This window comes from Brevundimonas sp. NIBR10 (assembly GCF_027912515.1).
Taxonomy (GTDB): domain Bacteria; phylum Pseudomonadota; class Alphaproteobacteria; order Caulobacterales; family Caulobacteraceae; genus Brevundimonas.
The window spans coordinates 924,012-948,075 of record NZ_CP115464.1 but is presented as its reverse complement, the minus strand read 5'-3'; the positions used below and the strand labels follow the sequence as shown (position 1 = coordinate 948,075).

Sequence of the window (24,064 nt, the reverse complement as noted above, 5' to 3'; positions counted from 1 at the left end):
GAAAGGCGTTCAGTGGCCGCCTTCGGGGCCGGGCTGGGAGGCCGGCGGAGCCTCGATGGCACGTCGGGCCCCGTGCAGCAGCGCCACCTTCAGGGTCTTGCTGAACAGACAGACCGCCAGGGCCCCCAGCAACAGGGCGGCATTGGCCGCGAAAGGTGCCCATTCCGACAGCTGGTACAGGCCGACGCCGATGACCGGCGGGGCCAGGAAGCTGAGGCCCGCGAGGGACATCATCAGGCCGGCGACCGCGCCCTGCTCACGCTGGCCGACCGCCAGGGACGAACCGGCGGTGAATCCCGGACGGGCGAAGCCGACACCCATCGACACGACCGCATAGCCCACCACCACACCGAAGAACCCGGGTGCCGCGATGGAGAGCAGGTTTCCGCCCAGCGCCAGGGCGGCACCCCAGCGCATGAGGTCCCTGGCCTGGATCTTGAGCAGGGGGATCAAACCCCACTGGACCATCAGGGTCGCCGCCGCGCCAGCGAACATGGCCACGCCGATGAAGGGCTGGGCCTGGGCGGCCGTGATGCCCTGGGTCGCCATCTCGTCGATGACGTGGAAACCGAGGACCGAAATATTGACCCCCTGCGCGCTGGTCACCAGCAGTCCGTAGAGCAGGAAGGCGCGCACGCGACGGTCCTTCCACAGCCCCTTGCCGGTGCGGTCGGCGCGGCCGCTGGGGGACGGGGTGCGGATCACATCCCCGCTGGGCAACCGTTTCCAGACGACCCAGAGCACGACCAGGCCGCACGCCGCGAACGCATACATGGGTCCGGCCAGTCCCACGATCGGCAGGACGAAGAAGGGGGCGACTGTCGGACCGATGACCGTGCCGAGCCCCTGGGCCGAGGCCAGCAGGGCCATGGCCTGGGTCCGGCCCGCACCCTGGGTTCGATCGGCGACATAGGCTTGGGACGCGATCGGCGCGGCCGATCCGAACACGCCGTAGACGGTGCGCGCCATGGCCATCAGCACGAAGGCGGCGATCGGCCCCATCCAGGCCTCCAGCCCCGCCGTGGCGGCCAGGCCGAACCCCGCCATGGACACCGTGAAGCCGCCCAGGCCGATCAGGATGACCCGCTTGCGCCCCAGCCGGTCGGACAACCGGGCCCAGACGGGTGAGGCGAACGTCCACATCAGGGCCGAGATGGCAAAAGCCGCGACCACCAACGTGTCCGCCAGACCGAAGGCCCGGCCGATGTTCGGCAGCACCGACTGCAACGCCATATTGCCCGCCGCCGCGATCAGGCTGACGGCGAACAGTATCATGAAGGTGGGTGATCTGGGCGACACAGGATCGTCCTAGACCCCGCAGGGCCTCGCGTCACGCCGTCGCGGCTAATCCTCGACCAGGGTCAGCTCGGGTCTTACACGGCGGTGGTCGATCAACCCCAGCCGCGCCTTGACCTCGAGCAGGTCTGCGCCGACCGGCACGATCAGCAGCTGCTTGGGCTGGGCGGCATTGACGGCGATGACCGCATTCTTCGGACAGACGTCGAAACAGGCCGTCTCGATCACCGCCAGTTCGGCCTTGCGACCCTTTCCGGCCTTCAGATATTTGCGCAGGGCCTTCTTCAGGGTCTTGTCGCCGTCGGGGCCGAAGCCGCCGCCTTTCAGCTTCTTCGAGCATTTCTTGCAGACCAGGACGACGTCGCGCCACTGGGTCTTGGAGGTCTTGATGGCCATGAAACGCAGATCGGCGAGATCGTGCAGTCTTGCAAGAGGGCACGTCGGCCTTGCGCCGACGTCCCGGTGCCCCTCATGATCGGATCATCCCCGGAGACGCCATGACACGCCTGTTCGCAACCCTCGCCGCGGCCCTGACGCTAGCCGCCGGCACCGCTCAGGCCCAGAGCGCCGACACCCTGTCGGCCGATGTCGCGACGGCGACGACGGCGGTCATGCCCCGTGTGATCGAATGGCGGCGTCACCTGCATCAGAACCCGGAGCTGGGTTTCGCCGAGGTCAACACCGCCGCCTATCTCGCCGAACGGCTGAGGGCCATGGGGCTGGAGGTCACCACCGGGGTCGGCAAGACCGGGGTGGTGGCGGTGCTGAAGGGCGGCCTGCCCGGCGAACATGTGGTGGCGCTGCGGTCCGACATGGACGCCCTGCCGGTACTGGAGGCGACCGGCCTCCTCTTCGCCTCGACCGCGACCGGGACCTATCAGGGGGCGACCGTGCCCGTCGCCCACGCCTGTGGGCACGACGCCCACATGGCCATGCTGCTGGGTGCCGCCGAGGTGCTGTCGGGCATGAAGGATCGCATTCCCGGAACGATCGTCTTCATCTTCCAGCCGGCGGAGGAAGGCGCACCTCCCGGCGAACCCCTGGGCGGTGCCGCCCTGATGATCGAGGAAGGCGTGCTGACCGACCACAAGATCGAGGCCATCTTCGGCATCCATGTCGTGCCGGGCAAGGCGGGGACGCTGTTCTATCGGCCGCAGGGATTCATGGCGGCCTCGGACCGGGTCGACATCACGTTGAAGGGTCGCCAGACCCACGGGGCCTGGCCCTGGCGCGGGGTGGACGTCATCGCCGTGGCCAGCCAGATCGTGACGACGATCAACACCCTGACGGCGCGGACGATCGATCCGACGACGACGCCGACCGTCTTCACCGTCGCCACCATCAACGCCGGGGTGCGCTACAACATCATCCCCGAAGACGCGACAATGAGCGGGACGCTGCGCACCTTCGACGTCGCCTCGCGCGACGACCTGGTCAAGCGGGCCGAGGCCGCCATCGACAACGTCGCCGAAATCTATGGCGCAACGGCCGAGTTCTCGATCCGCCAGAACGCGGCCCTGACCTATAACGACCCGGCCCTGTCGGAATGGCTGGCCCCCGTGCTGGCCGAGGCTTCGCCGGTCGGGACGGTCAATCCGGCCAGCCCGCCGACGACGGTGGCGGAGGACTTCTCCTTCTTCCAGCAGAAGATTCCCGGGGTCTTCTTTCACCTGGGCGGGACGAAGGACGGCGTCGATCCGGCGACCACCGCCCCCAACCATTCCCCAGGTTTCGACGTGGACGAAAGCGCCCTGCCCGTCGGGGTGCGCGCCCATGCCATGACCGCGATCCGATATCTGCAGAGGCCTTGAAGCGCAGCGTCACCGGCAACCCGCCCTTGGCCGAACGACTCCGCCGTGCGTGACGGAGGCGCATGAAGCGGCCGGGTGAAGCGGATCACCGTTGGCCCGCTTTCAATGAGGCGGATCGAGTTTTGGGCCGACCGGCAAGCGGCCGGCCCGATGTTGGCGGCCTATCGTCTCGCGGTGAGAACGAAGCCGAAGGTCAGGGGCTCGGTCAGCCGGGTGTCCGCCGAAACGATGGCCGGACCCATCGGCTGGGCGATCAGGTTCAACGTCGCGTTGGTCCTGTGCTCATTGTCCCCGATGTTTCGGACATAGGCCGTCAGGGACAGGTTGTCGTTCGACGAACTCCATGTCGCGCTCAGATCCCCGAGGTACTGCTCGTCGGTCCGCACCCAGGGCTGATAGCCCAGGGCCGCAGCCTCGCTGGACAAGGGGTTGGTATCGTAGGCGCTTCTATAGCGCAGACCGGATCTCAGCTTCAGCGTCGAACCGTTGCTCAGGTCCACCAGGCGATCATACGAAAGCTGTGCCGTGAAAGGCACCACGTTCGGAATCCTGGAACTGGAGAAGAACTTGTCGGCGGTCCGCCCCCGGACCCAGGCACGATCTGGCTTTCCCGGTGGAGCAGGTCGCCGCGCGTGTAGCCCATGTTCAGCGCAAACTGATCACGCGGCGTCGCCTGGAAGGTCATTTCGACCTCTCCGCCATAGGCACGGGCCGGCACCGAAATGGCCGAGAAGGTCGGGTCGAAGGTGATTGTGTTTCCGGTGCGGATATTACCGACCTGGTAGCCGCCGTAGTCGTAGTAGAAGGCCGACGCATTGACCCGAAGCCGGTTGTCGAGGAACTGGTTCTTGGATCCGATCTCGTAGGACGTCAGCGTTTCCGAGGTGAAATCGACGACGATCGGCGCGCCGCTGACGCCGGTCGTGGCGGCGACGTCACCGGGCGAGAAGCCCGTGGCCGTCATCGCATAGATGAGATTCTGAGGCGTCAGGTCGTGCTCAAGCCGCAGCTTGTAGGTCGTGTTCGTGAACTTCCGCTGACCAGCGGAGCCCGAGACCACCTGGGTTCCGAAGGGTGTTGTATAGGTCTGGTTGATCTGCGTTTCGGTCTCGTCGTAGCGAAGTCCGACCGTCGCCCGCCAGTCGTCGGAGAAGGCGTAGGTCGCCTCGCCGAACGCGCCGATGGCCCTGGTCGTCTTGGCTGTGTCGGAGGCGAACTGCTGAGCCAGGGTGAACGGATTCGTCGAAACGACCTGATTTTCGATTTCGTTTCGGTAGTAGGTCATCCGGCCTGCCAGGTCAGGCGGCTGCCTGTGCCAGACGCAAGCCGCAACTCATGCGTGATGAACTCATCCGTCGGCGTCGTAATGATCTGGTCGGCACCGAGGCCCGGAAACGGTCCGGCGGGCGGGGCGATAATCGCGATATTGCGCGCGACCGACTCCCAGGTCCGGAAAGCGGGGATGTAGGTCAGGGTCATGTCGCCCAATGACCAGTTGAACTCGGCCCAATACTGTTTGAAGGCGTTCTCGCCGTCGCCGATCGGGTTTGGGTTGGCGATGTAGCTTTCGGGATCGGTCGCACTGACGTTGAACGTCACACCGCCGGAATGCTGGGTATTGTCCTGCTGGGCGTAGCCCAACAACACCGAAAGATCTTCGGTCGGCTGATAGAGCAGCTTGGCGCGAAGATCCTTGTTGGTGATCGCGTCCCCTGCCGAAAAATAGCCGTCCCGGTCGAAATAGTTGCCGGCCAGACGCAGGCCGAGTTTTCCGTCGATGATCGGCACGTTGACCGCACCCGTGACGTGACGCAGGTCATGGTTGCCGGCCTCGGCCGTCGCGTTGAAGCCGAATTCACTGAGGCCAGGATCGTTGGTGCGCACCGTGACCACGCCCGTGGTGGCGCTGCGTCCATACAGCGTGCCTTGCGGTCCCCGCAGGACTTCGACCCGGTTGATGTCGTACGAACCGCCGACGCCGCTGTAGACCCCGTCCACATAGATCGCAGCCGACGTCGCGACGGCGGTCGAGCTGCCGCCGATGCCCGTGTTGGAAGGGATGCCCCGGAAGTTGAGGCCGGCTGCGGGAGAGTCCGTCCCGGCTGACGATCCCGGCGAACTGGCGGCGAAGGTCGCCGCACCGCCCGTCACCCCGGGGATGTCTTCGAGAATGGCGCTCAGCGTGTATTTGCCTTCGGCTTCCAGTTCCTGGCCGGTGCGGACGGAGACCGAAGCCGCCGCGCGTTGAAGGTTTTCACTCCTTCGCTGGGCGGTGACCACGACCTCGCCCAGGTTGGCGGTGCCGGGGTCGGTTTGCGGGGCCTCTTGCGACCAGGCCATGCCCGCGGTGAGCGCGATCGTGCTGCTCGTTACGACTGAAAAAAGCCGAAGCTTCACTGGTTTCTCTCCCCTGATGTGACGTCTTGTTTTTTTTGGTGACCGCAAGGAGGCGCTCGACCTGGCCGTTGACGGCTATGTCGGCACACTCGCAGTCCCAGGCGGGCATCTTTTAGGGCCCGCCCACAAAGTTGATCTCGAACATCCCACAAGTCAACTTCTCTTGAACTGTTCGGTCCAAAAATGACTATCTTGCCCATAAGTCAGGATGTTCTGCGGCCCGGTCGATAACGTGCAAGCGTATGCATCAACGATTTCAGCCTCTTCTGGGTTTGCCGCCCAGGTCCGACGACAGCGGCGATCTCCATTCAGATCGACAGGTCCGGTCAAAGAACGATCACACCGGGCTGCGGAACAGCTTGGACTGGCGACCGCAACGCGACCGCGCTACAGGCGAGATTCACTTCAGGGAACCTGTCCATGATCACCCGCCTCGACGCGAGCGCCCGCATGAGCGAGGCGGTCATCCACGGCGATACCGTCTATCTGGCCGGTCAGGTCGGCGAGCCCGGTGACGACGTCACCGCCCAGACGAAGACAGTCCTGACGGAAATCGACAGCCTTCTGGCGCGGGCCGGGACCGACAAGTCGAAGATCCTGATGGCCACCATCTGGCTGGCCGACATCGGCGATTTCGCCGCCATGAACGCGGTCTGGGACGCCTGGGTCGACACGGCCAATCCACCCGCGCGCGCGACGTCGGAAGGCAAGCTCGCCACGCCCGACTATCTGGTCGAGATCATCGTGGTCGCAGCGAAGTAGGATCGGGACGGTGAGCGACAGCGAGCTGGAACGGTTCAAGGCGGCGCGAACGACCGCCCTGTTCCGTCTCGACCTGATCTCGAAGGGTGCCCGGATCACCTATGACGACGGCACGCCGGTGGACATGGCGTCGGAGAAGGCGCGGCTCGAGGATGTCGTCGCCGACATGGATCGCCGCATCGCCCGGATCGAGCTGGTCTCAGCCAAGGCACCGCCCGGCCCCTTGCACTGACCCGAAACGAAAACGGGGCCGGTGATTGCTCACCGACCCCGCAAGTCACTCGAAAAATCCGTGAAGGACTATTCGGCGGCCTTCAGCTGACCGGCAGATTCCTTGCCGGTGCGACGGTCGCGTTCGACCTCGTAGGAGATCTTCTGACCTTCGTTGAGGGTGTTCAGGTCGGACGTTTCAACGGCCGAGACGTGAACGAACACGTCCTTGCCGCCGTCCGAGGGCTCGATGAAGCCGTAGCCCTTGGTGGAGTTGTACCATTTGACAGTGCCGGTAGCCATTTTAAGGACCTCCGCTAGCAATTAGCCACGTGCAAGAGCGCGCGCGGCCTGTCGGGTCTGAATGGGATCGGCCAGAAACTCGGTGCGTTCGCAAAGAGAGAGGGGCGTGACGCAGAGAGATCGACGAGCGGCTTATGCCTGCAAACCGGGGCGGAAACAAGGTCGATGATTCGGATGCCAATTCAGGCGTCCTCGTCTTCGTCCTCTTCGACCACCTTGCCCGGCTCTTCTTCACCCTCGGGCGCGACATAGTGAGCGACGCAGAGCTTACGCAGGGCCGAGGTCAGGGAACCGCCGTACAACCGGTCCTGGACCCGCTCGTGGCCCTCTTGCTGGAGCTTCGTCTTGATGTCGCCGACCGTGCGGCAGGAACCGCTCTTGGCCAGCTCATAGGCACGTTCGATCGTGGTGGGGCGAAAAGTCATGCTCCACTAGATAGGCGCAAGCGGAGCGATATGCGAGGGGAGGAAGAAAAACCGCCTTGTTTCAATGTTGTGTCGGATTGTGGACAAAAGGCTGCGACAAACATGTTGCCTTTTTGTTCCATGTGAAACACTGTGTTTGAAGACCGGAGGAACCCGTCATGACCGACGAGATCGTGCTCTACACCAACCCCCAGTCGCGCGGTCGCATCGCCCGCTGGATGCTGGAGGAAGTCGGCCGACCCTACCGGACAGAGATCATCGACTATGGCGCGATGAAGTCGCCCGACTATCTGGCCGTCAATCCGATGGGCAAGGTGCCCGCCCTGACCCATCGCGGAGTGACCGTCACCGAATGCGCGGCCATCTGCGCCTATCTGGCCGACGCCTTTCCGGAAGCCGGCCTGGCTCCGGCGTTCGACGATCCGGCGCGCGGGACCTATCTGCGCTGGATGTTCTTTGCGGCCGGGCCGGTCGAGACGGCGGTGACAGCGAAATCCCTCGGCCTGCTGGCACCGGCCGACAAGGCGGGCATGGTCGGCTACGGTTCGTATGAGGCCACCATCGACGCGCTGGAGACCGCCGTGAGCGAGGGCCCCTATATTCTGGGCGACCGGTTCAGCGCGGCCGACGTCTATGTCGGCAGCCAGATCGGCTGGGGCCTGATGTTCAAGTCGATCCCCGAACGGCCGGCCTTCGCCGCCTATGCCGCCCGGATCATGGGCCGGGAGGCGGCGACGCGGGCGCGGACGCTGGACGACGGCGCGGCAACCTGACAGGGCGCTTGATCCTTGGAGGAACAGGGCGGAAGGTCGGGTCGTTGATGTCGCGTCCCACAGGAGCTGGATCCATGACTCGCCCCCTGATCCCCGCCGCCGTCGCCGCCCTTGCCCCGCTCGTCTTCGCCCTGGGTGCCTGCGCTTCCGCCGGCGCGCCGATGGAAAGCTATGGAGCCGCGACCGAACGCCTGGCCGCCGATTGTCAGGCGCACGGCGGCATCCTGCAGACCTCCGGTGCCCAGACCGGGCGCCCCGAGACCGACAATATCTGCAAGATCACCGGCGGGGCCTCGCGCCTGACCAGCGGCGGGCGTTGATCGGCCCGCGCCTCCCGACTTCGGCTTGTCAGATGCGCCGACCGCGCTAGACCGGTTGGATGACCGATACGGACCAACTCGAAACGCCCCTGACCGCCCCCGACGACCAGCCGGTGGTGCGGGTCATCGCCATGCCCGCCGACACCAACCCGGAGGGCGACATCTTCGGCGGCTGGCTGCTGGCCCAGATGGATCTGGCCGGGTCCACCCCCGCCTTCGACCTGGCCCGCGGTCGTTGTGCCACGATCGCCGTGGACGCCATGGTGTTCCACCAACCCGTTTCGGTCGGGGACGAGGTGTCGATCTATGCGCGGATCATCAAGGTCGGCCGCACCTCGATCCGGGTTCATGTCGAGGCCTGGAAGAGGCCTCGCGCCTCCCACACCGTCAGCCGGGTGACCGAGGGCGTCTTCACCTATGTGGCCATCGACGAGGACCGGAAGCCCCGCCCTCTTCCCGAGGCGCGCTGAAAGCCGGCGCCCACTTGATTTGCGAACGGTTCGCAACCAAGTCCCGGTTCAGGCGGCACCCGGCCGCGGAGATTTTTCCATGACCCGATCGACCACCACCGTCGCAACCTCGAACGCGTCGAAATACCTGACCCAACTGTCCAAGCACTGGAGCCATCGCTTTCCGGACCTGACCTATACGGCCGAGCGCGCCGACATTCCGCTGCCCGGTGGTCCCTGTGTGCTGACGGCGGATCCGCAGGCACTCCATATCGTCATCGACGGATCCGACGCCCAGACGGCGGAGCGGCTGGAAGGCGTCGTGGCCGAGCATCTGCGCCGTTTCGCCTTTCGTGAGGACCTGACGTTCGACTGGGTGCGCGAGGCCGGCTGACGTGCCGGGAACCCCGCAAATCTTGACCCGGAGCCCCTCCGCGCCTACCTGAAGACCATGTCCGTTCGCCGCATTCTTACCATCGACAACCCCGCCGACCTGGCCGTGCTCAAGCAGGTCTCCCGGCCGGTCGAGGCCGTGGACGACGACGTCCGCGCCCTGATGGACGACATGCTGGAGACCATGTACGCCGCGCCCGGCATCGGCCTGGCCGCCGCCCAGATCGGCGATCTGCGCAGGGTCGTGGTCATGGACCTGCACGACGGCGAGCCGACCACCGATGCCCCGGTCGTCGATGAGGGCGGCGAGGACGCCGAGCCCAACCGCACCGCCAACAACCCCCGCTTCTTCGCCAACCCCCAGGTGCTGTGGGCGTCCGACGAGATGTTCCAGTACGAGGAAGGCTGCCTGTCCCTGCCGGAATACTTCGACACGGTCGAACGCCCGGCCCGCATCCGGATCGGCTATCTGGACCGTGACAATAAGGCGGTCGAGGAAGAGATCGACGGCCTGTATGCCGTCTGTTTCCAGCACGAACTCGATCACCTGGAAGGCGTCCTGTTCATCGATCATCTGTCGCGGCTGAAGCGCGACCGGGCGGTGGCCAAGGTCAAGAAATACATGCGCTCGCGCGCACTCGAGGACGCATGATGGCCCGAGGCAAATCCGTCATCATCGACGCGGCCGGCAGGCGGCGTCTGACGACCTCGCAAAAGGTCGGCATCGGCAGCGTGGCGACCCTGGTCGGCGTCGCGGCACTGGGCATCATCGCAGGGGTCCTGCTGGACCGGCTGCTGGATTTCGACGACGCCCTGGATGCCGGTGGCGAATGGGACGAGGGCGGTGGGGTTCGCACCCGCTGGTACGATCCTTCCTAGATCATCTGTTCTTCTCCCGCTTGCGGGAGAAGTGGCCCGTCTTCGAGCGAAGCTCGAACAGGGTCGAAGAGGGAATTCTCCCATCGATGCTTCGGACTCCCCCCATCGTCACTGGATCGCTGCGCGATCGACGTGACACTTCCCTCGCAAGCGGGGGAAGAAAAGTGGCGTCCCTGACCAGTCACGACTAAGGCCCTGTCATGCGCCTCGCCTTCATGGGAACTCCCGACTTCGCCGTGCCGTCGCTGGCGGAGCTGATCGCCAGCGGGCACGAGATCGTGGCCGTCTATTCACAGCCGCCGAGGCCGAAAGGCCGTGGGCAGAAGCTGACGCCGTCGCCGGTGCAGGCCTTTGCCGAGGCCATGGGACTGCCGGTCTTCACCCCCGCCTCGATGAAATCGCCAGAGGCCATCGCCGACTTCCAGAGCCTGGATCTCGATGCCGCCTGTGTCGTCGCCTATGGCCAGATCCTGAAGACCGAAGTGCTCGACGCACCGCGCCTGGGCTGTTTCAACCTGCACGGTTCGCTTCTGCCCCGCTGGCGGGGCGCCGCGCCGATCCAGCGCGCCATCATGGCCGGAGATCGCCAGACCGGTGTCCAGATCATGCGGATGTCGGAGGGACTCGACGAGGGGGCGATCCTGCTGTCCGAGGTCCTGCCGATCACGGCCGACGACACCGCCGCCAGTTTGTCGGAACGGATGTCGGTGATCGGCGCGACCCTGTGGACCCGGGCGCTCGCCGCCATCGAACGTGGCGGAGTGACCGAGACGCCGCAGGTCGGCGAACCCACCTATGCCCGCAAGATCACCCCGGCCGAGGCCCGCATCGACTGGACCCGGCCGAGCGCAGAGATCGACGCCCATATCCGCGGCCTGTCGCCCTTCCCCGGGGCCTGGTGCGAAGCCCCCGACGGGATGCGGATGAAGGTGCTGATGTCGCGGGTCAGCCTGAAGGGCTCGGGCCAACCCGGCGAGGTTCTCGGTGATGACCTGCTGGTCGCCTGTGGTGAGGGGGCCGTGCGCCTGATCCGTGTCCAGCGCGAGGGCCGGGCCGCCCAGGACGCCTCCGAGTTCCTCAAGGGGTTCGCCATCACCGCCGGATCGTTGCTCGGCTGATGCCCCGCTATCGCCTGACGATCGAATACGACGGCGGTCCCTACAACGGGTTTCAGGCCCAGGCCGGTCAGCCGACGGTGCAGGGCGCGATCGAGACGGCGATCCAGGGGTTCTGTGGCCAGGACGTGCGGATCGCCGCCGCCGGCCGTACCGATTCCGGCGTCCACGCGACCGGTCAGGTGGTCCACGTCGATCTGGAGCGCGACTGGCCGGCCGCGACGGTCATGAACGCCCTGAACGCCCATATGGTCCGGGAGGCGGTGTCGGTGCTGGATTGCGTCGCCGCCCCTGACGACTGGCACGCGCGGTTCTCGGCGACCGGGCGGCGCTACCTGTACCGGATCCTGAACCGGCCCGGTCGCCCGGCCCTGTTGCAGGGTCAGGTCTGGCACATGCGAAAGCCGCTGGACGCCGGGGCCATGCATGATGCCGCCCAGAGACTGGTCGGCCATCACGACTTCACCACCTTCCGGGACCTGGCCTGCCAGTCGAAGTCGCCGGTCAAGACGCTGGATGTCGCTCGCGTCGCGCAGATCGGCGAGGAGGTGCATCTGGTGTTCGAGGCGCGGTCGTTTCTGCATCGCCAGGTGCGATCGATGGCCGGGACGCTCGTCGAGGTGGGCCTGGGGCGCTGGACGGCGTCGGACGTTACTGATGCCCTGGAGGCGCGGGACCGCGCGCGATGCGGCCCCGTCGCCCCTTCGGACGGACTGTATCTGACCGGGGTCGCCTACGACTGACGGCCCCGGATCAGCTCATGATCAAGCGGTGACCGGCAGGCGGCTGACCGCATAGCGGACCTGGGCGTATTCGGGCAGTTGCGACAGGGCTTCCTCGCGCACGGCACGCTCGCAGGCAGCGCGGTCGGAAATGCGGGTCGTGGCGCCACGGGACTCGCGGCAGAAGCTGCGAGCGGCCTTCTGAACGCGAGCGTCGAAGGTGGCGGCACCGGCGGTGGTGGCCAGGTCGAGGTCGCCATAGGCGATACGGGCTTCCTGGGCCGAGGCGGCACCGGCGGCGGCGAGGGTGCAGGCGGCGAGAAAGGCGGCGATCGTGCGGGTCATGGGTCGGTTTCCTGAGAGATGTTCGTCGCTCTGATCGGCGACGACCGAAACCTGGAGCCCGAACATCGCCGCCGGTTGTCCGACCGGCGGCAAACGTAAGGCAAAGCTTTAAATCGAGGTCATGACATCGGCTTCATGACATTCCAGACAGCCCTTCGGGTGACTATCGCACGGGAGCACCTATGTAATTCCGCATCTGGCTCTGCCCTTCGCGCTGATCTATCGTCGGTTGAACCAATCAAAGGGCAGGAACGACGTCATGGGTTTTCAGGTCGGCGGCGCAGGCAATGACACCCTCACGGGTCAGCCCAATGAGAACGATCAGCTGTATGGCCTGACCGGCAACGACGTGCTCGTCGGCAACAGCGGCGACGACTATCTGGACGGGGGCGACGGCGACGATGTCCTGACCGGGGGACTGGGCGCCGACGTCCTGTTCGGCGGGGCCGGGGCGGACCGGTTCGTCTATCTGAGCGGGTCGGACTCGGGGCTTAACCGCAACTACGACATGCTGGCCGATTTCGAGACCGGCATCGACACCATCGACCTGCGCGCCCTGTCGGTGTCCAGCGTCAGCATCCGCCGCGAGAGCGGCACCAACTCCAGCTTCGTCTTCGTCCAGCTGACGTCCGGCGAACTGCTGACCATTCTTGCCGCCGGTCAGGCGATCACGGCCGGCGACCTTTTGCTGTCCCAGAATGTCGGCGTCTTCGTCGGACGGGGCGATCCGGGCGAACTTCTGACCGGGTCGCCGGGACCCGATACCCTGTTCGGGTCGACCGGCAACGACACCCTGCTGGGCAACGACGGCAATGATGTGCTGGTCGGCGGCCTGGGCGGCGACACCCTGGGCGGCGGCGGGGGCGTGGATACCTTCCTCTATACATCGGTCAACGATTCCAACGCCGCCGGGTTCGACAACCTTTTCGACTTCCAGACCCGCATCGATTTCATCGACTTCCGGGGCCTGACCCTGTCGTCGATCAGCATCCAGCGCGAGGCCGACGGCACCAGCCTGGTTTTCGCCACCTCCAGCACCGGCCTTCTGACCCTCCTGGCGGCCACACCGATCAACTCAAGCGACCTGCTGCTCGCGGGCAACTATTTCAACAACGTCGTCGTCCTGGGCACGGCCAACGCCGATATCCTAACGGGCGGGCTGGCGAGAGACGCGTTGTATGGACAGGAGGGTGCCGACGTCCTGTACGGTGCTGCTGGGAGCGACTCCTTGTTCGGCGGGATCGGGGACGACACCCTTCTTGGAGAGGATGGCAGCGATTCCCTCTACGGCCAGGCCGGAAACGATGTCATCTATGGCGGACAGGGCAGCGATTATATTCAGGGTGATGACGGAAACGATGTCCTGTACGGCGACGCGGGCGGCGACAGCATGTACGGGTTTCAAGGTCGCGACGTCTACGCTTGGCGCGCTTACGAGGGCGCTGTCCGCCAGTCCGAATACGTCGACCTTAACCGCGCTGACGGCGACACCCTGCGGTTCGACATGGCGTCTATCACCGGCGTGACCCTGTACCGGTTCGGGAGTTTCCAGACCCAGCTCGACATCGTCGGCGGAGCGGGCGAGTCCCTGCTGCTGAACTTCTTCAGCAATGCCCTGTTGCTTTCGGATCTGACCTTCGTGGGTTCACCGACCTTCTTCACCATCGACGACCGCAGCGGTACGACGACCTTCAGCGGCACGACCCGGAATGAGGTCATCATCGGCGGCAGCGGGATCGACACCATGTCCGGCGGGGGCGGTCGCGACACCTTCCGCTATCTGGTCACCAGCGACTCGACGATCACGGCCTCGGACACGATCGCCGATTTCATCAGTGGGGACGACCTGCTGGACTTCCGCGCGTTCGGGTCGAACGCCGTCATCAACCTGGCCGTGGTCATCGGTGCCATGAACGTCTTCGTCGATGTCGACGGCAACGGCACCAACGACATGCTGATCCGCCTCACCGGCGTTTCGGCCCTGACCCCCAACGACTTCCTGTTCAACGGACGTTTCGGCAGCCAGCCGGCGGCCGCCCCGATCGAGGCGGCTGAGCCTGAGGCCCTCGCCGTGATCGGGTTCGGGGCGAACGACGACGGATTGGCCGGATTCGACGGTCTGACCGGGTGGTCCGGCCAGGGCCACGGCGACTGGGCCCTGTTCGCCTGACACACAGGCACCGGGCCGCCGGAGCCTGGTGCGGACCCAATCCCCTCGGAGACGATCTTGGGCTTCTTCACCGGTACGAGCGGCTCGGACACTCTGACAGGTCGTCCGAACGAGGATGATCAGGTCTATGGCTTCGACGGCGACGACACCCTGTCCGGAGACAGCGGTGCCGACTTCCTGCACGGCGGGAACGGGGCGGATGTCCTGACCGGGGGCGCGGGCGGCGACGCCCTGTTCGGCGGGACGGGGGCGGACGCCTTCGTCTATCTGAACGCGTCGGACTCAAGCCAGGCGAGCGGGATCGACACCCTGATCGACTTCGAGACCGGGATCGACCGCATCGACCTGCGCGCCCTGTCGGTGACGGCCGCCAGCATCCTCCAGCGCCAGGGCGGAGGCAGCTATCTGTTCGTGACGACCAGCACGGGCCAGACCCTGACGCTGAACTCCAACCAGACCCTGTTCGCCGGCGACCTGCTGATGATCCAGGCCGTCGGGGTCCATGTCGGAGGCACGTCGGCGTCGGAGACCCTGAACGGGACCATCAATGCCGATATCCTGTACGGTCAGGGCGGATCGGACACCCTGCTGGGCGGCGCGGGCGACGACATCCTGAATGGCGGGGCGGGCGGCGACACCCTGATCGGCGGGGCGGGTTTCGACAGCTTCCTGTATCTCGCGGATACCGATTCGAATGCCGCCACCGGCTATGACAACATTGCTGACTTTCAGACCGGTGCCGACAGGCTCGACCTGCGCAACATCGCGCTGACGGGGCTCAACATCGTACGCCAGACCGACGGATCGGCGATTGTCTTTGTGAACACCAATGCGGGCGGACTGGTCTTGCTGTCCGGCAGCACGATCAACACCGCCGACCTGCTGCTGCCCTTCGATCCTGTGAACGGCATCGTTGATGCGGGATCCTCTGCGGGCGAAACCTTCGTCGGCGCAGGCATCAGGGATATCGTCTACGGGCTTGGCGGAAATGACGTCATTTTCGGCAACGACGGAAATGACATCCTTTTCGGCGGCGATGGCGACGACGTCATGTACGGCGGGCGTGGCAACGACAGGATGGACGGCAGCGGCGGTCGCGATGTCTTTGCCTGGCGTGAGTACGAGGGCCTGACACGGTCATCGGACAGTATCGCACTGTTCACCGGGGCCGATGACCGGGTCCGCTTCGAGATGCTGGACATCGTATCGATCAGCCTGAACCGATCGCCGTTCGGAACCGAGATAGATGTGATCGGCCTGGGCGGAACGACGCTTTATCTGGTTCTTACCACGGTGGTGAACGGCCAGGACCTGGAGTTTCTTCGCGCGCCCCTCTTCATCAACCTGACGGGATCGGTGGGCAATGACACTCTGATCGGCGGCGCGTTCAACGAGATCATCACCGGCGGAGGCAACTTCGACAACCTGACGGGTGGCGGCGGGCGCGACACCTTCCGCTACAATTCCGCGACGGACTCACAAGGGGCGTTTGCCGATTTCATAACCGATTTCACCAGCGGGCAGGATCTGCTGGATCTGCGGCCGTTGGGATCCAACATCGTCGTGAATTTCGTCCAGTCCGGCAATACCATGCATGTCTTCGTCGATGTCGATGCGAACGGCACGAACGACATGCAGATCCGCCTGACCGGCGTCACCGCCCTGACCCCCAACGACTTCCTGTTCACCGGCCGGTTCGGCAGCCAGCCGGCGGCCGCCCCGATCGAGCCGGAGTCTGCTCCGATGTTTGAAGACGCAGGCGTCCCGGACGCGGTGGCACCCTGGCTGCATCCCACCCACGGCGACTGGATGCTGGTCGCCTGACGACGGGGCTCAGCCGCTGTTCCTGAGGCCCGCCGCGATGCCGTTGACGGCCAGAAGGATGCCTTCGCGGACGCGGGGGTCGTCGTCGCCGGCGCGGCGGCGGCGGATCAGCTCGATCTGGACATGGTTCAGCGGCTCGACATAGGGCATCCGCAGCCGGATCAGCCGGTCCAGCTCGGGCTGGCCGCCCAGCAGGTCGGACTGGCTGGTAATGGTCAGGATGGCGTCGCGGGTCCGGTCCCACTCGGCCCTGATCTCTCCGTAGATGGTGGCGGCCAGGTTCGCGTCCGGCACCAGCCGGGCATAGCGCCGCGCGATGGTCATGTCCGACTTGGCCATGATCATCTCCATGTTCTGGAGCAGAGTGCGGAAGAATGGCCATTCGCGGCCCATGGCCTGAAGCTCGCCCATGTCCGCGCCGGCGACGGCGCTGCCGAAGCCGAACCAACCCGGCAGCATCACGCGGCTCTGCGACCAGCTGAACACCCACGGAATGGCGCGCAGGTCCTCGATGGCGGTGGAGGCCGTGCGCGAGGCCGGGCGCGAGCCGATCTTCAGCTCGGCCAGTTCGGCGATCGGGGTGGCGGCGCGGAAATAATCGACGAAGCCGGGATGCTCGTACACCAAGGCACGATAGGCGTTCATCGAGGCCTGGCTGAGGGCCGAAGCCGTCTTGCCATGGCGCGCGGTCAGGGCGTCGTCCGGCGGTGGGGCCAGGGAGGCGATCAGGACGCCGGCGGTCAGGGCGTCGAGGTTGCGCCGCGCCACGTCGGGCTCGCCGTATTTGTTAGCGATGACCTCTCCCTGTTCGGTGATGCGGATGCGGCCCGCCACGGTCCCGGTCGGTTGCGAGATCACCCCGGCGAAGCTGGACCCGCCGCCGCGACCGACCGCCCCGCCCCGTCCGTGGAACAACTGGAGCTTCAGCCCCGCCGCATGGGTGACGTCGAGCAGGGCGCGCGACGCCTCGTGCAGCTCCCAGGTCGAGGTCAGGTAGGAGCCGTCCTTGTTGGAGTCCGAATAGCCGATCATGACTTCCTGAACCCCGCGCGCGGCCGCCACCGCGCGTGCGGAGGGTTCGGCCAGCAGCCGTTCCAGCGTCGGCTTTGCGGCGCGAAGGTCATCGATCGTCTCGAACAAGGGCGCGGCCTGGATCGGACAGGCGCCGGGGTCGGACGGCCGATAGATCCCGACCTCCTTGAGCAGCAGATAGACCTCCAGCAGGTCGGACGCCGCATCCGTCTTGGACACGATATGGGTGCGGATCGCCTGGGGGCCGTAGGCGGCCAGGGCCCGGGCGGCGGCCTGAAGGATGGCGCGCTCCTTCAGCGTCTCTTCGGCATAGGTCGCATAGGGGCTGAACAGCAGACGGCCCGAGGCCAGTTCGGCCGACAGGACGGCGATGCGCGCCTCTTCGTCCAGCGATGCATAGTCGGCCTCTACTCCTGCGACCTTGAACAGGTCGGCGACGACACGCTCATGGACGTCGGAGTTCTGGCGCAGGTCCAGGGTCGCCATGTGAAAGCCGAAGATGTCCACCGCCGTGATCAGCCGCGACAGGCTGTCGTCGGCGAACACCTGGCCGTGGCTGGCGACCAGACTGTCCTGCAGGATGGCCAGCTCGGCCCGGAAGGCCTCGGGGCCGTCATAGACGGGAGCCTCGAACCGGGCCGGACGCGGCGCCGCCATTCCGGTCAGATGCAGGTGGGTCGCGGCCAGCCGGGCGTAGATCTCGGTCAGGGCGCGGCGATAGGGTTCGTCCGTGCGGTGCGGACTGTCGTCATCCGACGCCTTGGACAGGGCCTTCAGGGCCGGGGTTACCGTGGCCAGGGTCCCCGACAGGCTGAGCTCGGCCCCCAGGGCATGGACCTCATCCAGATAGAACCGCAGCACGGCGCGCGCGGCCGTCGCCATGGCCGCCGACAGGGTCTGTCCGTCCACATTGGGATTGCCGTCCCGGTCGCCCCCGACCCAGGCTCCGATGCGGATGAAGGGGGCGAGGTCCGGCGCATCCAGCGCGGTGCGCCACTCGGCCAGCTGGGCCGGGGCCACCCGCAGGAAGATGCGCTCGAGGAAGGAGACCACCGTGTCGATCTCGTCCTGCACCACCAGTCCGCTCATCCGCACCAGACGCGTGGCCCAAAGGATGGTCGTCTGGCGGCGAAGGCCCCGCGTCATGACCTCGGGCGCACAGCTCAGGTCGTCGCGGTCGCAGGCGTCGAGCAGGTCGGACACCGAGGCGATCCGGTCCAGCACCGACTTGCGCCGCACCTCCGACGGGTGGGCGGTCAGGACCGGCGAGATCAGGGCGTCGGACAACAGGGCCCGGGCGTCCTCCTGCGTCTGACCCGCCGCCTTCAGCCGGGCCAGCGCCCCCTCCAGCGTGTCGGGCCGGGCCCCCTCGGCGGTCTGGGTCTGGGCGCGGCGCTTGCCCGCCCGGTCCTCGGCGACATTGGCCAGCAGCGAGAAGACCGCGAACCCGTGCGCCAGCCCCACCGCCTGATCCAGCGACAGGTCCTTGAGCAGGGCCTCCAGCTTTGACGCCCCATGCGACTGCGGATCGCGGTGATAGGCCACCGAGGCCTGACGCACCGCCTCGATCCGGTCGTACAGATCCTGACCGCCCTCATCCCGGATCACCTCGCCCAGCAGCCCGCCCAGCAGGCGAACCTCCTCGCGCAAGCGATCGTCGGCGACGGGAGCGGATGCAGGCATGGTAACGTCTTTCAGCGGGGAGGCCGGAGGATCATGTGACGTCGGCTGACCGTGTTTCGTCAACGCAATACGCGTTTCAACCGACCCTGCTTGATGGTGTCCTCAACGCTCGACCGTACACGGGCGAACAGGCCGGGCGGCAGAAATCCGTATTCGACGGTACCGTCGCGCCTTCGTGCCAGATCGTGACCGGGCCACTGGAAGATGTTGGCTTCGTCCGTAACGATCCATGATGGAAGATCATCCAGTCCAAGGCTTTTCTTCACCGACGGCGGAAGTTCGATCGCGGATGTGCTGTCACGCGGAGCAGAATGGGTGACCGGAACCGTCACGACGGTGTTCGGACCAACAGCCCTCGTTTCAAGCGCCAAGACAATCACACATGGACGCGGATAGCGGGCCTCTTCGCGACCAGTATCCGCCTCGCGACGCCACAGATAGTTCAGGGCAATCACGAGCCCGGGCTCCGGCCTCGGCAAGGCCACGCTCTATTCGTCCAGTAGGGCGTCGAGGTGAGCGTGACGCGGGTCCATTTCCGCTTTGCCGATTGCCTCAACGATATCGTCCGGCAAATCCCAGACGAAATAGGCCTTGGTCTCGCGCGCCTTTAATTCCTGATAGTGATCGAAATCGGCCTTGGAGATCAGAACCTCGGTGATCCCCGACCGATCACTGACCGCGACAGGCTCCCGATGCGCAGCCCGGCGATACTGGCCCATCTTCTTGGCGAAGTCGGTGGCGGATACTTCGATCATGGGGGCCTCCTCTGATGCGGATCATACGGATTTTGCGGATCCGCGTCCAGTGAGGCAGACGGTTACAGATCGCCTACCTTGCCTCCACCTCCCTTTTCCGCCATAAGCCGCGCCTTCCGGCGCAATTGAACCTGCGTCTCCACCTGCACGTCCCCATCATCGCGATGGACGAGGCAGGCGAGAACCCTCTGCCGACGTGAGCGTCGCCAGAGGCCGTTTTCGTATGGAGTGTGGTTCGACCGCCTCTTGAGGTGCTCATGTTCGAGGCTCTGAACGAAAGGTTGACAGGCGTTTTCGACCGGATCACCGGTCGTGGAGCCCTGTCCGAGAAGGACGTCTCCGAGGCGATGCGCGAGGTTCGCGTGGCCCTGCTGGAGGCCGACGTCGCCCTGCCGGTCGTCAAGGACTTCATCGCCTTCGCCACCGAACGCGCCACCGGCGAAGACGTCATCCGCTCGGTCAAGCCGGCCGATCAGGTGGTCAAGATCGTCTATGACGGCCTGATCGAGATGCTGGGCGGCGAGGAGCCGACCCCGATCAACCTGAACGCCGCGCCGCCCGCCGTCATCCTGATGGCCGGCCTGCAGGGCTCGGGCAAGACCACGACCTCGGCCAAGCTGGCGCTGCGTCTGACGAAGTTCGATCGCAAGAAGGTCATGCTTGCATCCCTCGATACGCGCCGTCCGGCCGCGATGGAGCAGCTTGCCCAGCTGGGCAAGCAGATCGAGGTCGCCGTCCTGCCGATCGTCGCGGGCGAGAGCGCGGTCCAGATCGCCCGGCGCGCCCTGACGTCCGCGAAACTCCAGGGCTTCGACGTCCTGATCCTCGACACCGCCGGGCGGATCACTCTGGACGAGGCCCTGATGGCCGAGGTGGCCGAGGTGGCCGCCGTCGCCAATCCGGTCGAGACGCTGCTGGTCGCCGACAGCCTGACCGGCCAGGACGCGGTGCGCACCGCCAAGGCCTTCCACGAGCGGCTACCGCTGACCGGCCTGGTCCTGACCCGCGCCGACGGCGACGGGCGTGGCGGTGCCATGCTGTCGATGCGGGCGGTCACCGGCCTGCCGATCAAATACATGGGCTCGGGCGAGAAGGTCGATGCCCTCGACGTGTTCGACGCCCGCCGCGTCGCCGGCCGCATCCTGGGCCAGGGGGACATCGTCGCCCTGGTCGAGAAGGCGTCCCAGGAACTGGATCAGTCCAAGGCCGAGGCCATGGCCCGCAAGCTGGCCAAGGGCCAGTTCGACCTGAACGACCTGGCCGCCCAGTTCCAGCAGATGAAGAAGATGGGCGGGCTTCAGGGCATCATGGGAATGCTGCCCGGCGTCGCCAAGATGAAGAACCAGATGGCCGAGAGCGGCGTCGACGACAAATCGATCGCGCGCCAGGAAGCCATCATCAGCTCCATGACCAAGGCCGAGCGCAAGAAGCCGGACCTGTTGAACGCCAGCCGCAAGAAGCGCGTCGCGGCGGGTGCCGGGGTCGAGGTCCAGGACATCAACCGCCTGCTGAAACAGCACCGCCAGATGGCCGACATGGTCAAGTCCATGTCCAGGGGCGGCCCGCGCAAGATGCAGCAGATGGCCGCCATGCTGGGCGGCCTCGGCGGCCCCACCGGTGTCCCCGGCATGGGCTCGGGCGCCGACATGAAACGCCTTCAGGCCATGGGGGGCGGCAAGCTGCCCGACACCTCGGCCGACGAGATGAAAGCCATTCAGGACCGGCTCGCCGGTCTGGGCGGCGGACAACTGCCGGGAGGGCTTCCGGGCCTGCCCGGACTTCCCATCAAGAAATAATCCGACTTAACGAAAGAGACTGAAAATGCTGAAGATTCGACTGGCCCGCGGTGGTGCCAAGAAGCGCCCCTACTATCACATCGTCATCGCCGACTCGCACTCGCCCCGCGACGGCAAGTTCATCGAGAAGGTCGGCAGCTACAACCCGATGCTGCCCAAGGACGGCGAGAAGCCCCGCGTCGCCCTGAAGGCCGACCGGATCTCGGAGTGGCTGTCCAAGGGCGCCCAGCCGACCGACCGCGTGGCCCGCTTCATCTCGCAGAGCACCGACGAAGCCCTGGTCGGCAAGGTCGCCTGGACGCAATCCAATAACCCGACCAAGGGTGCCCCGGGCAAGAAGGCCCAGGAGCGTTCGGCCGAACGCGCCCAGCGCGAAGCCGACCGCGCCGAGGCTGAAGCCGCCGCCAAGATCGAGGCCGCCGAAGCCGCCCAGAAGGCCAAGGAAGACGCCGCCGCCGCTGCCGAAGCCGCCAAGAACGCTCCGGTCGTCGAAGAGACCCCGGCCGAAGAGGCTCCGGCCGCTGAAGCTGAAGGTTCGGCCGAGGTCGCCGTCGAAGAGGCTCCGGCCGAAGGCACCGCCGAAGACGAAAAGACCGAGGCCTAAGCCTCAACCTCCGCTCATTCCGGCCTTTGTCGGGATGAGCGGGCCTGGGGTTCACGGACATGACGGACGCACAGCCCAAACTCATCCTCGTCGGCCAGGTCGCCGGCGGGTTCGGTGTGAAGGGGGAGGTGCGGGTCACGGCCTATACCGCCGACCCCAGAGCGCTGACCGCATACGGCCCGCTGCTGCGCGCCGATGGATCACCGGGCCTGACCCTGACGGCCACACGGGCGACCAAGGACGGCCTTATCGGCCGGGCCAGCGAAATCAGGACCAAAGAAGAGGCAGACGCTCTGCGCGGGCTGAAGCTGCACGTCCCGCGCGACCGGTTCCCAGAGCCGGACGAAGACGAGGTCTATCTGGCCGACCTGATCGGCGTCGAGGCCCGCGACCCGGAAGGCGTCGTGCTGGGCACGGTGCGGGCGGTGCAGAATTTCGGTGCCGACGACATGCTCGAGATCTCGCCCGCGACCGGTGGCCCGACCTGGTTCCTGCCCTTCACCAAGGCGACGACGCCCGAGCTTCATCTCGCCGACGGCTGGCTCCTGGCCGAGCGGCCCGTAGAGGTTGGCGAACGCGAGCCGGACTGAGGGTGCCTGAAACGAAACGGGCCCCGCGACAAGGTCGCGAGGCCCGGGATCAAAATGGTGCAGGTACGACTACTCGATCTCGACCGTCTCGGCGTCGCCGACATATTTCTTGATCGACTCGATCGCCCGCTTGGCCCCCGACTTGTCGGAATAGCCCTCGGTCGCGAAAATCACCTCTGAATTGTACTTGAAGCGGACGCGGAACTCGCCCGCCTTGTCCTTGTAGACTTCGAACTTGTGCGCCACGGGGGCCTCCTTGGATGGGTCCTGTCGGACTGCGGCCAAGCTACGGCGTCGCACCCCGGCGTCAATCCCGAAATGTCATCCACCGCTCACTTCGGACGACGCGAACCGTCAGCCGGCGAAGCACCAGGCCAGAACCGCCTTCTGAGCGTGGATGCGGTTCTCTGCCTCGTCCCAGACCAGCGAGCGCGGTCCGTCGATGACCGCGTCGGTGACCTCCTCGCCACGGTGGGCCGGCAGGCAGTGCAGGAAGACGGCGGCGGGATCGGCCTTGTTCATCAGGGCCTCGTCGACGCCATAGGTCTCGAAGGCATGCAGGCGCTGCTCATAGTCGCTGTCGCCCATCGACACCCAGGTGTCGGTGACCACGACGTCGGCGCCCAGCACCGCCTCGTTCGGATCGGACGTCAGGGTGACGGCGTTGCCGCCCCTGGCCAGGTCGTGGAGGTCGGGGTGATACTCGGCGGGGCAGGCGACGTTGAAGTGGAAGCCCAGCTTGGGCGCCGCATGCATGAAGGAATGGCAGACATTGTTGCCGTCCCCGACCCAGGCGATGGTCTTGCCCGAGATCGGACCCTTGGCCTCTTCGATGGTCATGATGTCGGCCAGGATCTGGCACGGGTGTGATCGGTCGGTGAGGCCGTTGATGACGGGCACGGTCGAGACGCGGGCGAACCGTTCGACGTCCTCATGGGAATTGGCGCGGATCATGACGGCATCGACCATGCGCGACAGGACCTTGGCGGTGTCCTCGACCGGCTCGCCGCGACCCAGTTGCATGTCCGAGGCGGTGGCGATGATCGACGATCCGCCGAGTTGGCGGATGGCGGCGTCGAAGCTGAACCGGGTGCGGGTCGAGTTCTTCTCGAAGATCATGGCCAGGACGCGGTCCCTGGCCGGTGCGTCGGCATCGGCGCGACCCTTGGGCCAGCCCTTGCGGGCGGCCTTGCGGGCATGGGCGTCGTCGAGGATCGCGCGCAGGTCTTCTGCGGAGAGACGGTGGATGTCGAGGAAGTGTCTGACCATGATTTCCGCTCATCCCGGCGAAAGCCGGGACCCAGTTCTTAAGTGTGGCAGAGCGGCTGGGATGAGCAGCCGTGGTGGATATTGAACTCCGATCGCCCAAAACACTGGGTCCCGGCTTTCGCCGGGATGAGCGGAGGTGGT

General features: G+C 66.0%; 29 protein-coding genes. 16 read left to right on the top strand and 13 right to left on the bottom strand.

Going from position 1 to position 24,064, the window contains the following annotated elements:
• Positions 1–9 precede the first annotated feature (9 nt).
• Both O5K39_RS04525 and O5K39_RS04520 read right to left on the bottom strand, forming a co-directional pair.
• The gene (locus O5K39_RS04525; protein WP_271146099.1) at positions 10–1,299 is read right to left on the bottom strand and encodes an MFS transporter; all 1,290 of its coding nucleotides are present in this window, start codon (positions 1,297–1,299) and stop codon (positions 10–12) included.
• Between the two features lie 45 nt (positions 1,300–1,344).
• Positions 1,345–1,692, bottom strand: coding sequence for a hypothetical protein (locus O5K39_RS04520; protein WP_271146098.1), 348 nt, complete (start codon positions 1,690–1,692; stop codon positions 1,345–1,347).
• A 101-nt stretch (positions 1,693–1,793) separates the two neighbouring features.
• On the opposite strand from O5K39_RS04520, the gene O5K39_RS04515 reads away from it, so the two are divergent.
• A complete protein-coding gene (locus O5K39_RS04515) occupies positions 1,794–3,107 on the top strand; it encodes an amidohydrolase (protein WP_271146097.1) in 1,314 nt (437 codons plus the stop codon).
• Between the two features lie 161 nt (positions 3,108–3,268).
• On the opposite strand, the gene O5K39_RS04510 is transcribed toward O5K39_RS04515, so the two are convergent.
• Genes O5K39_RS04510 through O5K39_RS04500 form a run of 3 tightly spaced genes read right to left on the bottom strand, consistent with a single transcriptional unit; the run spans position 3,269 to position 5,447 of the window.
• Positions 3,269–3,607, bottom strand: a complete 339-nt coding sequence (locus tag O5K39_RS04510; protein ID WP_348637124.1) for a hypothetical protein — start codon at positions 3,605–3,607, stop codon at positions 3,269–3,271.
• The gene (locus O5K39_RS04505; RefSeq protein WP_271146096.1) at positions 3,598–4,392 is read right to left on the bottom strand and encodes a TonB-dependent receptor; all 795 of its coding nucleotides are present in this window, start codon (positions 4,390–4,392) and stop codon (positions 3,598–3,600) included. Before O5K39_RS04505 ends, O5K39_RS04510 begins: the two co-directional genes overlap by 10 nt.
• Positions 4,389–5,447, bottom strand: coding sequence for a TonB-dependent receptor plug domain-containing protein (locus O5K39_RS04500; protein ID WP_271146095.1), 1,059 nt, complete (start codon positions 5,445–5,447; stop codon positions 4,389–4,391). The genes O5K39_RS04505 and O5K39_RS04500 overlap by 4 nt, the downstream gene beginning before the upstream one ends.
• A gap of 477 nt (positions 5,448–5,924) precedes the next feature.
• Here O5K39_RS04500 and O5K39_RS04495 point away from each other — a divergent pair, with 477 nt between their 5' ends.
• Entirely contained in the window at positions 5,925–6,266 is a 342-nt protein-coding gene (locus tag O5K39_RS04495) for a RidA family protein (protein WP_271146094.1), read from the top strand.
• A 10-nt stretch (positions 6,267–6,276) separates the two neighbouring features.
• Entirely contained in the window at positions 6,277–6,498 is a 222-nt protein-coding gene (locus O5K39_RS04490; protein ID WP_271146093.1) for a hypothetical protein, read from the top strand.
• A gap of 68 nt (positions 6,499–6,566) precedes the next feature.
• Here O5K39_RS04490 and O5K39_RS04485 read toward each other — a convergent pair whose 3' ends face one another.
• Positions 6,567–6,779: a cold-shock protein gene (locus O5K39_RS04485; RefSeq protein WP_271146092.1), complete on the bottom strand. Its 213-nt coding sequence runs from the start codon at positions 6,777–6,779 to the stop codon at positions 6,567–6,569.
• Between the two features lie 182 nt (positions 6,780–6,961).
• Positions 6,962–7,204: a hypothetical protein gene (locus O5K39_RS04480; RefSeq protein WP_271146091.1), complete on the bottom strand. Its 243-nt coding sequence runs from the start codon at positions 7,202–7,204 to the stop codon at positions 6,962–6,964.
• Between the two features lie 158 nt (positions 7,205–7,362).
• Here O5K39_RS04480 and O5K39_RS04475 point away from each other — a divergent pair, with 158 nt between their 5' ends.
• The 8 genes from O5K39_RS04475 to truA all read left to right on the top strand — a co-directional run bounded on the left by O5K39_RS04475 (position 7,363) and on the right by truA (position 11,876).
• Positions 7,363–7,977, top strand: a complete 615-nt coding sequence (locus O5K39_RS04475; RefSeq protein ID WP_271146090.1) for a glutathione S-transferase family protein — start codon at positions 7,363–7,365, stop codon at positions 7,975–7,977.
• Positions 7,978–8,051: 74 nt separating this feature from the next.
• Positions 8,052–8,297: a hypothetical protein gene (locus O5K39_RS04470; protein WP_271146089.1), complete on the top strand. Its 246-nt coding sequence runs from the start codon at positions 8,052–8,054 to the stop codon at positions 8,295–8,297.
• 59 nt (positions 8,298–8,356) lie between these two features.
• Positions 8,357–8,767, top strand: coding sequence for an acyl-CoA thioesterase (locus tag O5K39_RS04465; protein WP_271146088.1), 411 nt, complete (start codon positions 8,357–8,359; stop codon positions 8,765–8,767).
• 79 nt (positions 8,768–8,846) lie between these two features.
• Complete coding sequence (locus O5K39_RS04460; RefSeq protein ID WP_271146087.1) at positions 8,847–9,140, top strand: DUF2218 domain-containing protein; 294 nt, start codon at positions 8,847–8,849, stop codon at positions 9,138–9,140.
• Between the two features lie 57 nt (positions 9,141–9,197).
• On the top strand, positions 9,198–9,791 hold the full coding sequence (locus tag O5K39_RS04455) for a peptide deformylase (protein ID WP_271146086.1): 594 nt from the start codon (positions 9,198–9,200) through the stop codon (positions 9,789–9,791).
• Positions 9,791–10,018, top strand: coding sequence for a hypothetical protein (locus O5K39_RS04450; RefSeq protein WP_271146085.1), 228 nt, complete (start codon positions 9,791–9,793; stop codon positions 10,016–10,018). Before O5K39_RS04455 ends, O5K39_RS04450 begins: the two co-directional genes overlap by 1 nt.
• A 200-nt stretch (positions 10,019–10,218) precedes the next feature.
• Positions 10,219–11,136 (top strand): methionyl-tRNA formyltransferase, encoded by a 918-nt coding sequence (gene fmt, locus O5K39_RS04445; protein ID WP_271146084.1) that lies wholly within the window; start codon positions 10,219–10,221, stop codon positions 11,134–11,136.
• A complete protein-coding gene (gene truA, locus O5K39_RS04440) occupies positions 11,136–11,876 on the top strand; it encodes a tRNA pseudouridine(38-40) synthase TruA (protein ID WP_271146083.1) in 741 nt (246 codons plus the stop codon). Before fmt ends, truA begins: the two co-directional genes overlap by 1 nt.
• A gap of 21 nt (positions 11,877–11,897) precedes the next feature.
• On the opposite strand, the gene O5K39_RS04435 is transcribed toward truA, so the two are convergent.
• Positions 11,898–12,200, bottom strand: coding sequence for a UrcA family protein (locus tag O5K39_RS04435; RefSeq protein WP_271146082.1), 303 nt, complete (start codon positions 12,198–12,200; stop codon positions 11,898–11,900).
• A 259-nt stretch (positions 12,201–12,459) separates the two neighbouring features.
• Between O5K39_RS04435 and O5K39_RS04430 the strand changes: the two genes are divergently transcribed.
• Complete coding sequence (locus O5K39_RS04430; protein WP_271146081.1) at positions 12,460–14,370, top strand: M10 family metallopeptidase C-terminal domain-containing protein; 1,911 nt, start codon at positions 12,460–12,462, stop codon at positions 14,368–14,370.
• Between the two features lie 57 nt (positions 14,371–14,427).
• Positions 14,428–16,194: a M10 family metallopeptidase C-terminal domain-containing protein gene (locus O5K39_RS04425; protein WP_271146080.1), complete on the top strand. Its 1,767-nt coding sequence runs from the start codon at positions 14,428–14,430 to the stop codon at positions 16,192–16,194.
• 9 nt (positions 16,195–16,203) lie between these two features.
• Here the strand turns inward: O5K39_RS04425 and ppc are convergent, their stop codons facing one another.
• The 3 genes from ppc to O5K39_RS04410 are packed head-to-tail and all read right to left on the bottom strand — an operon-like array spanning position 16,204 to position 19,664.
• Entirely contained in the window at positions 16,204–18,909 is a 2,706-nt protein-coding gene (gene ppc / locus O5K39_RS04420) for a phosphoenolpyruvate carboxylase (RefSeq protein WP_271146079.1), read from the bottom strand.
• A 59-nt stretch (positions 18,910–18,968) separates the two neighbouring features.
• Positions 18,969–19,364, bottom strand: a complete 396-nt coding sequence (locus tag O5K39_RS04415) for a type II toxin-antitoxin system PemK/MazF family toxin (RefSeq protein ID WP_271146078.1) — start codon at positions 19,362–19,364, stop codon at positions 18,969–18,971.
• A gap of 33 nt (positions 19,365–19,397) precedes the next feature.
• Entirely contained in the window at positions 19,398–19,664 is a 267-nt protein-coding gene (locus O5K39_RS04410) for a type II toxin-antitoxin system Phd/YefM family antitoxin (protein WP_271146077.1), read from the bottom strand.
• A gap of 257 nt (positions 19,665–19,921) precedes the next feature.
• On the opposite strand from O5K39_RS04410, the gene ffh reads away from it, so the two are divergent.
• The 3 genes from ffh to rimM are packed head-to-tail and all read left to right on the top strand — an operon-like array spanning position 19,922 to position 22,654.
• Positions 19,922–21,460, top strand: a complete 1,539-nt coding sequence (gene ffh, locus O5K39_RS04405; protein ID WP_271146076.1) for a signal recognition particle protein — start codon at positions 19,922–19,924, stop codon at positions 21,458–21,460.
• Positions 21,461–21,485: 25 nt separating this feature from the next.
• Positions 21,486–22,064 carry a 30S ribosomal protein S16 gene (rpsP, locus tag O5K39_RS04400; protein ID WP_271146075.1) on the top strand — a complete coding sequence of 193 codons (579 nt, stop codon included), beginning with the start codon at positions 21,486–21,488 and terminating at the stop codon, positions 22,062–22,064.
• Positions 22,065–22,123: 59 nt separating this feature from the next.
• Positions 22,124–22,654, top strand: a complete 531-nt coding sequence (rimM, locus tag O5K39_RS04395) for a ribosome maturation factor RimM (protein ID WP_271146074.1) — start codon at positions 22,124–22,126, stop codon at positions 22,652–22,654.
• Between the two features lie 69 nt (positions 22,655–22,723).
• Here the strand turns inward: rimM and O5K39_RS04390 are convergent, their stop codons facing one another.
• Together O5K39_RS04390 and argF are read right to left on the bottom strand one after the other, a co-directional pair.
• Positions 22,724–22,900, bottom strand: coding sequence for a DUF1508 domain-containing protein (locus O5K39_RS04390; protein WP_271146073.1), 177 nt, complete (start codon positions 22,898–22,900; stop codon positions 22,724–22,726).
• A 108-nt stretch (positions 22,901–23,008) separates the two neighbouring features.
• The gene (argF, locus tag O5K39_RS04385) at positions 23,009–23,923 is read right to left on the bottom strand and encodes an ornithine carbamoyltransferase (RefSeq protein WP_271146072.1); all 915 of its coding nucleotides are present in this window, start codon (positions 23,921–23,923) and stop codon (positions 23,009–23,011) included.
• Between the last annotated feature and the right edge of the window lie 141 nt (positions 23,924–24,064).